The following is a 6,091-nucleotide window of genomic DNA, read 5'->3' as shown; positions in this document are numbered from 1 at the left end:
GCCTTGCTCGCCTCGCCAGGGTTGCCGATCGGCATGGTGGCGGCTTTATCGCCATGGCCTCCGGCGTGGCTTCCACCGGCAAGAGCTGCTCCGGAACTGAGCGTCGTCAAAACGGCGGCTACGATCATACGTTTCATGCTGCACTTTCTCTCATTGTTGAGGTTGCGGGGTTCGGTTCTCATCCCTGTTTGCCGTGACCACCGTGCGCTGCCGGGGCCATCGTTCTTGCGTCGCCTGACTTCGTCGGAGCGGGGACATCCCGCTTCCACTCATAGGCCACGGTTCCCGCCGGGTGCTGGTACCAGCCAGGATCGGTATAGTCGTTCGAGGCGAGCCCCTCGCGAACCTTGACGACTGAGAACATGGAACCCATCTCGATGGGGCCAAATTGCCCCCAGCCATCCATCATCTTGATGGTGTTGTCGGGCAGCGGCATTTCCATTTCGCCCATATCGGCCATGCCGCGATTGCCCATCGGCATATAGTCGGGCTGAACCTTTCGGATCTTGTCGGTCACCTTTGTCTTGTCGACACCGATGAAGGTCGGCACATCGTGTCCCATGGCGTTCATCGTGTGGTGCGATTTGTGGCAGTGGATCGCCCAGTCGCCCTCATACTTGGCTTCAAACTCATAGGCGCGCATCGCTCCGACCGGAATGTCGATCGACACCTCCGGCCAGCGTGCCTCGGGGCGAACCCAGCCGCCATCGGTGCAGGTCACTTCGAAGTCATAGCCATGCATGTGGATCGGGTGATTGGTCATGGTCAGATTGCCGACCCTCACCCGCACCCTGTCGTTCTTTGACACTACCAGGGGACTGACTCCCGGAAAAATGCGGCTATTCCAACACCACAGGTTGAAGTCGGTCATCTCCATGACCTTAGGGACGTAGGATCCCGGTTCGATGTCGTAGGCATTCAGCAGGAAGACGAAATCCCGGTCGACCCGCATGTATTTCGGGTCCTTGGGATGGATCACGAAGAAGCCCATCATGCCCATGGCCATCTGGACCATCTCGTCGGCATGAGGATGGTACATGAAGGTGCCGCTCTTCACGAGGTCGAACTCGTAGACGAAGGTCTTGCCAGGCTGGATGTGCGGCTGGGTGAGGCCACCGACGCCGTCCATGCCGTTGGGCAGGATCATGCCGTGCCAGTGGATCGTCGTGTGCTCCGGCAGCTTGTTTGTTACGAAGATGCGGACGCGGTCGCCTTCAACCGCTTCTATGGTCGGGCCGGGGGACTGGCCGTTGTAACCCCAGAGATAGGCGGTCATGCCGGGCGACATTTCGCGCTCGACCGGCTCGGCCACGAGGTGGAACTCCTTCACGCCGTTGTTCAAGCGATGAGGGAGTGTCCAGCCGTTGAGCGTCACGACCGGTTGGTAGTCAGGTCCGCTCGTCGGGACAATCGGAGGCTGCATGTCTGGAGAGTCCATGAGCGGAGCGTCGGGCAGCCCCATTGCGGATGTTTTGGTCCATGCAGTGGCGCCTGCGAGCAGGGCGCCCGCGCCTAGCAACTGACGTCTTGAAAGCATTTTGTTCTCCTTGAGTTCAGTGGCCTTCGGCGCCCGCTTCGGCTGGGGCCGGTGCATCGCCGGCTCCAGATGAGCCTGTGCCGCCCCCGTGGATGGCGGTTCCGAGATTGACGTCGGCCAGCCAGAAATTGCGCTTGGCATTGAGGGAAAGCATGATCGAGCTGATTTTCGCGCGTGTGTCCGCCAGCAGCTCGAACGTGTTGGTGATCATGCCGTTGTAGGTGAGGACCGATTCCGCCTCGATTTTTGTGCGCAGCGGCACAACATTGTTCCGATAGTGCCGGGCAATGTCGTAGGTCGAACGGTAGGCATCATAGGCGGATCTAGCCTCTGACCGGATGTTGACGGCCTTTTCCGCGATCCGGTTTGCGGCTTGCATGTAGGCAAGCTCGGCCTTGCGAATGCGCGCCTTGCCGGTGTCGAAGATCGGAATGACGAACTCGAGTTCGAGAGTGGGTGAGACACTCGTCTCGGTTCCACCCTCCTCCGTATCCTCGCGTTCCACCTCCACGCCGGAAAGTAGTTCCAGGTCGCTGACATAGCGCGTTGCCTCGGTCAGACCGTAGGATTTCGCCAGAGCTTCCAGCTCAAGTTTCGCGATCTCGAGGTCGACGCGATTTTTTAGCGCCTCCGCCTCGATCGCGCGTTTGGCCTTGGCGCCTTTGGGCAGGGCTGGAAGCATGTTGGGGATTGAGTAATCGACATCCGGTCCCCATAGACCCATCAGCCGGGTGAGCTCTTCCTTGGCGGTCCGTGCCGTAAGCCGCGTCTCCGCCGCCTGACCGGTGATCTCGGCATAAAAAACGTGCTCGCGGGCTTGCCCGGTCTTTGTGAAGGCACCCGTCTCGCCGAGTTTTTGCGCGAGTTCAGAAGCAGCATCGGCGGCAGCCTGCGCCTTGTTCAAATAGGAAACGCTCTCACGGGCCGAGACAGCGTTGATCCAGGCCCGCCGCGTGTCCGCGGCCAGCCGTAGCGTTTCCTCGGCGGCGCGGAGCTGGGCCTGACGGAAACGGGCATCCGCGACCGCAACGCGCCGCTTGTGCGTCGCCATGGCAAGAATGTTGCTGACCACCGCTCCTTCGATCGTCCGCACAGGATCGACGCCGATCATGCCGACCGAGATCGTCGGATTGACGAGCATCGATTCCTGCCACATGTCGGCCGCCGACAGGCCGATCTCGGCGTAGGCGGCCTGCAGGCCTTTATTGTTGAGCAAGGCGACCTGCACCGCGGTGTCTGGACCGATTGTCTCCTTCTGGACCAGGCGCTTCACGTGCTCCGAGACCGTCCGCGCTTCATCGCTGGACTGAACCCACACCGTTTGCTTGCCGGTTACGGCTTCGGCACGCGCCGCGACTGTCGTGAAGCCGGCCATGGGGGCCGAGATGCAATCAAGGGTCCCGCTGGACACGCATCCGCTGGCAATCAGCGGGACAGTCAATACCGCAGCTATGGTCAGTAACCGGCGCGTCATGATCCGGCCCCCGGGTTCGCGGGAGAGAGTTCTTCATTAAGACGCCGCCAATTCTTCGGATCGACCGGCTCCCGACGGTTATAGTCGACGACGGCCGGGTGGTGACGCGCATCACGGACGCCCATTGCGGGATCGGCCGGATTGAAGACTGGAAGAATGTCTGGCGGCGTGGTTGCCGCGCATCCGGCAACTAACAGCGATGCGAGCATCGCGGAGCTTGCGATTTTCATTGTAGACCTGAATCTTGACGTGTGCATTTGGCCGCGCGGGAGCGAATTCCCAACGCTGCGCGCGAACGCCCTCAAAAGAGGCGTCAGTTCAGATGTATCTTGGGGGTCTAATCAGCGCTTTATATTCGCCGAGCGGCAAAGTGACGGCAATGACGGGCGCAAAGCAGCGGGAGATCACATGCTCCAACTCGGGACAATCGACTGGCACCGCATGTGCCGGCGCGCAATGCACTTCACAGCTCTTGTCGGCGGATTGCTTGTCGCCGTGCTGATGCTCCGACGTATCCGCCTCATTCACCGTGGCGCCGTGATGGCTCATGTCGTGTGCAGGTGTCTCGGCTTGCAGATCCGCGCTGGCGTGAAAACCCGTGGCATTGGCTGTGGCGAATAGACCAGGCTGAAGCGCCGACATGACCAGGAATACGACCGCCAGCAGAGCGCGGAGCGGTACGCTTCCTAGGATCGCGATTCGACCAACAGTCCTCATCGGCCCTTCCCACAATTGTTCGGCTGATTTGTCAAGGCCGCCTTCAACCAGTTTGCTGCAGTGCAACCAAAAGTGAGGATCGTTGCAAGAACGGTATGGCTCGAAGCCGCCATGCGCCACAATATTTTTCATACATATTTGTATGGCCTGTTTATGGCTCATGCCCAAATGAACGCAACCGCGCTGCGATGTCCGCGATTTCGGTTTTACGTCAGGCTCAGCACCGCTCCGGCAACAACCAAGTAACGCGAGACCTTCGCGAGAGCGACGATTACGACAAAGCTCCATAGCGGCTCGCGCAAAACCCCAGCGACCACGCTCAGCGGATCGCCGATGATCGCATCCTGCTCAACAAGAGCGACCATCTTCCATAACGGCAATACCAGTTCGTTGCGCGGTTGAGCGTCGCAGGACGCAGGGGAAACCAGGGCCTATCCCGCAAGCGTTCAATCCCTCGACCAAGCCCCCAGTTTGCCGCAGAACCCAGGACGTTGCCCATGCTGGCGAGAAAAATCAGCATTGCCGGCGAGAGGGAGTCCCGCAAGGGCGGCCTCCGACTGCGACGGAAGGATCGTCGCCGCAGCGAAGGCAACAGCAAACGAATCGTCTTCGGCGGCAGCCCGGACTTTTCGGAGGCAGCTCCGATGTTCATTCGTGTCTCCTCGTATTTGATACGAGAGAGATACTCTTTCCAGCTGCTGGAAGGTCAAGAGCATCCGGAAAAACTGCGCGAGCCTGTCAGGACCATTAGGCAGGGATCAGGCGGCCCATGCCGAAGACTGCCCGGGCGACGTGCTGCCGCCAAATCGCCGCGTTAGGCGACGGACCTCACGGGTTCAAACGTGACATCGAGAACCGCGTCGAGCTGCTGATCCATGAAACGCTCCGGTATGCTCTTTACCAGGAAGTTGCGAAGAGGGACGACAAGCGGGTTCTGCCATTGCGCGACTTTGGCATAGAGGCGTGATTCAGCCGCGACCCTACGTGCCCTGTCGAGGCGGCGCTTGTCATATTCGCGGAGGGCCTCGTCGGCCGGAAGCCGTCCGAACAACGCTGTAAGAACTGCCGCGTCTTCCATGGCAAGTCCAGCTCCTTGCCCTAGATCGGGTGTCACGGCATGCGCGGCGTCGCCAAGCAAAACCGCATTTCCGCGCGTAAACGAGGGTATCGGATCGAGATCAAGTATATCCGTCCAGATCAGCGAGTCCGCCGGTGTCCGATCGAGGACCTCAGGGACGGGATCGTGAAAGCCGGAAAACATCGCCTTCACTCCGGCAAGATCGGCCTGAGCCAGCTTGGGGTCGTGTAGGCGCTCGGCCCCGCAGCACGCAAACCAGTAGACCCTTTCGCCGGGAATCGCGGCCAGCCCGATGCGTTTGCCGGCCCCCCAGCTCTCGGTAAGACGCGCAGGGTCCATTCCCTGGGGGAGACCGGGCGAGATGGCGCGCCAGCAGGCGTAGCTGGCGAAATGCTCGCGCGACTCTGGAAAGAATGCCCTACGAACAGCGGAGTGAATGCCATCGCAAGCGAGCACCAGCTCGCTTTCCACTATCTCCCCATCCGCGAAGTGCAGGACGATTTTCTCGCCGACCTGGCGGGCATCCACGCATTCCATGTCGGTGCGAATAACAGAGCGCGGCAGCTCCGTAAGAAGCGCCCGATGGAGATCGCCGCGGTGCAGCACGGCCATACTGAGGTGACCATATCGCTGGCTGAAGCGCTGAAAATCCGTCGATTGAAGGACTTGTCCTTCGTCGTCGAGAAGATCGAGTCTGTGTATCGGCTGCGCCTCGGCAACAACCGCTTCGTAGAGCCCGAGCACACGAAGGGCACGAAGCGCATTAGCGCTAAGACTGAGGCCCGCACCCAGAGGCTTTAGTTCGCTCGCCTGCTCGTAAATCTCGGTCTCCCATCCGAGGAGTCGCAGTCCCTTGGCAACTGCAAGTCCGGCGATTCCTGCGCCAATGATGACTGCGCGCATGTTCACGGTCCTTCGCCTTCTTCACGCGGGAACACTTTGCGACATCAAATTGTTCCCGGCGAAAGGCAGGTGAAACACGCCACACGCTTTCTCCAATTTCGCTCGAAGTGAGTTCTGCCGGGCCGAGCCAGGCTCTAGATGTGCTCGAGATTGCCAGGGCATGGTCAAAGGGCGGGCGATCCATTGCCGGTCCGCTGCCACGGGCATTTTGGTGCGGGATCTCGGAGAGGTGGCTCATTGATCCGTAGCTGATGAACTCTCTCTATGCGATCGAGCTAGTCAGGATCTGGGCAAGGAACAGTTTGCTGCGCCGGTGACGCGGATGCGAGAAGAATTCCGAGGGCGTGTTCATCTCAACGATCTCGCCCTGGTCCATGAAGAC

Annotated in this window: 6 protein-coding genes and 1 pseudogene; 1 reads left to right on the top strand and 6 read right to left on the bottom strand. The window is 60.3% G+C overall.

Going from position 1 to position 6,091, the window contains the following annotated elements:
* Positions 1-197: hypothetical protein (locus tag NKI47_RS34460; protein WP_352596203.1), on the top strand; the 197-nt coding region annotated here is incomplete at its 5' end.
* Here NKI47_RS34460 and NKI47_RS34455 read toward each other — a convergent pair.
* The 6 genes and pseudogenes from NKI47_RS34455 to NKI47_RS34430 all read right to left on the bottom strand — a co-directional run bounded on the left by NKI47_RS34455 (position 179) and on the right by NKI47_RS34430 (position 5,709).
* Positions 179-1,537 carry a multicopper oxidase family protein gene (locus tag NKI47_RS34455; RefSeq protein WP_352455533.1) on the bottom strand — a complete coding sequence of 453 codons (1,359 nt, stop codon included), beginning with the start codon at positions 1,535-1,537 and terminating at the stop codon, positions 179-181. The two genes, NKI47_RS34460 and NKI47_RS34455, sit on opposite strands and share 19 nt — an antisense overlap.
* 16 nt (positions 1,538-1,553) lie before the next feature.
* On the bottom strand, positions 1,554-3,011 hold the full coding sequence (locus NKI47_RS34450) for a TolC family protein (protein WP_352596200.1): 1,458 nt from the start codon (positions 3,009-3,011) through the stop codon (positions 1,554-1,556).
* Entirely contained in the window at positions 3,008-3,241 is a 234-nt protein-coding gene (locus tag NKI47_RS34445; protein ID WP_352455531.1) for a hypothetical protein, read from the bottom strand. Before NKI47_RS34445 ends, NKI47_RS34450 begins: the two co-directional genes overlap by 4 nt.
* Before the next feature lie 88 nt (positions 3,242-3,329).
* Positions 3,330-3,860, bottom strand: coding sequence for a hypothetical protein (locus NKI47_RS34440; RefSeq protein ID WP_352596197.1), 531 nt, complete (start codon positions 3,858-3,860; stop codon positions 3,330-3,332).
* 74 nt (positions 3,861-3,934) lie between these two features.
* Positions 3,935-4,300: pseudogene (locus tag NKI47_RS34435) on the bottom strand (YqaA family protein).
* 242 nt (positions 4,301-4,542) lie between these two features.
* Complete coding sequence (locus tag NKI47_RS34430; protein WP_352596194.1) at positions 4,543-5,709, bottom strand: FAD-dependent monooxygenase; 1,167 nt, start codon at positions 5,707-5,709, stop codon at positions 4,543-4,545.
* Positions 5,710-6,091 lie beyond the last annotated feature (382 nt).

The sequence above is a fragment of the Mesorhizobium sp. M0633 genome, assembly GCF_040320645.1.
Taxonomy (GTDB): domain Bacteria; phylum Pseudomonadota; class Alphaproteobacteria; order Rhizobiales; family Rhizobiaceae; genus Mesorhizobium.
The sequence above is the reverse complement of the archived record's forward strand: the minus strand, read 5'-3'. Positions and strand labels throughout refer to the sequence as shown.

What these genes read in the sequence shown, in the direction of transcription:
- NKI47_RS34455 (WP_352455533.1), bottom strand. Translation starts at nt 1,537, where the DNA reads ATGCTTTCAAGACGTCAGTTGCTAGGCGCGGGCGCCCTGCTCGCAGGC.
- NKI47_RS34450 (WP_352596200.1), bottom strand. Translation starts at nt 3,011, where the DNA reads ATGACGCGCCGGTTACTGACCATAGCTGCGGTATTGACTGTCCCGCTG.
- NKI47_RS34445 (WP_352455531.1), bottom strand. Translation starts at nt 3,241, where the DNA reads ATGAAAATCGCAAGCTCCGCGATGCTCGCATCGCTGTTAGTTGCCGGA.
- NKI47_RS34440 (WP_352596197.1), bottom strand. Translation starts at nt 3,860, where the DNA reads ATGAAAAATATTGTGGCGCATGGCGGCTTCGAGCCATACCGTTCTTGC.
- NKI47_RS34430 (WP_352596194.1), bottom strand. Translation starts at nt 5,709, where the DNA reads ATGCGCGCAGTCATCATTGGCGCAGGAATCGCCGGACTTGCAGTTGCC.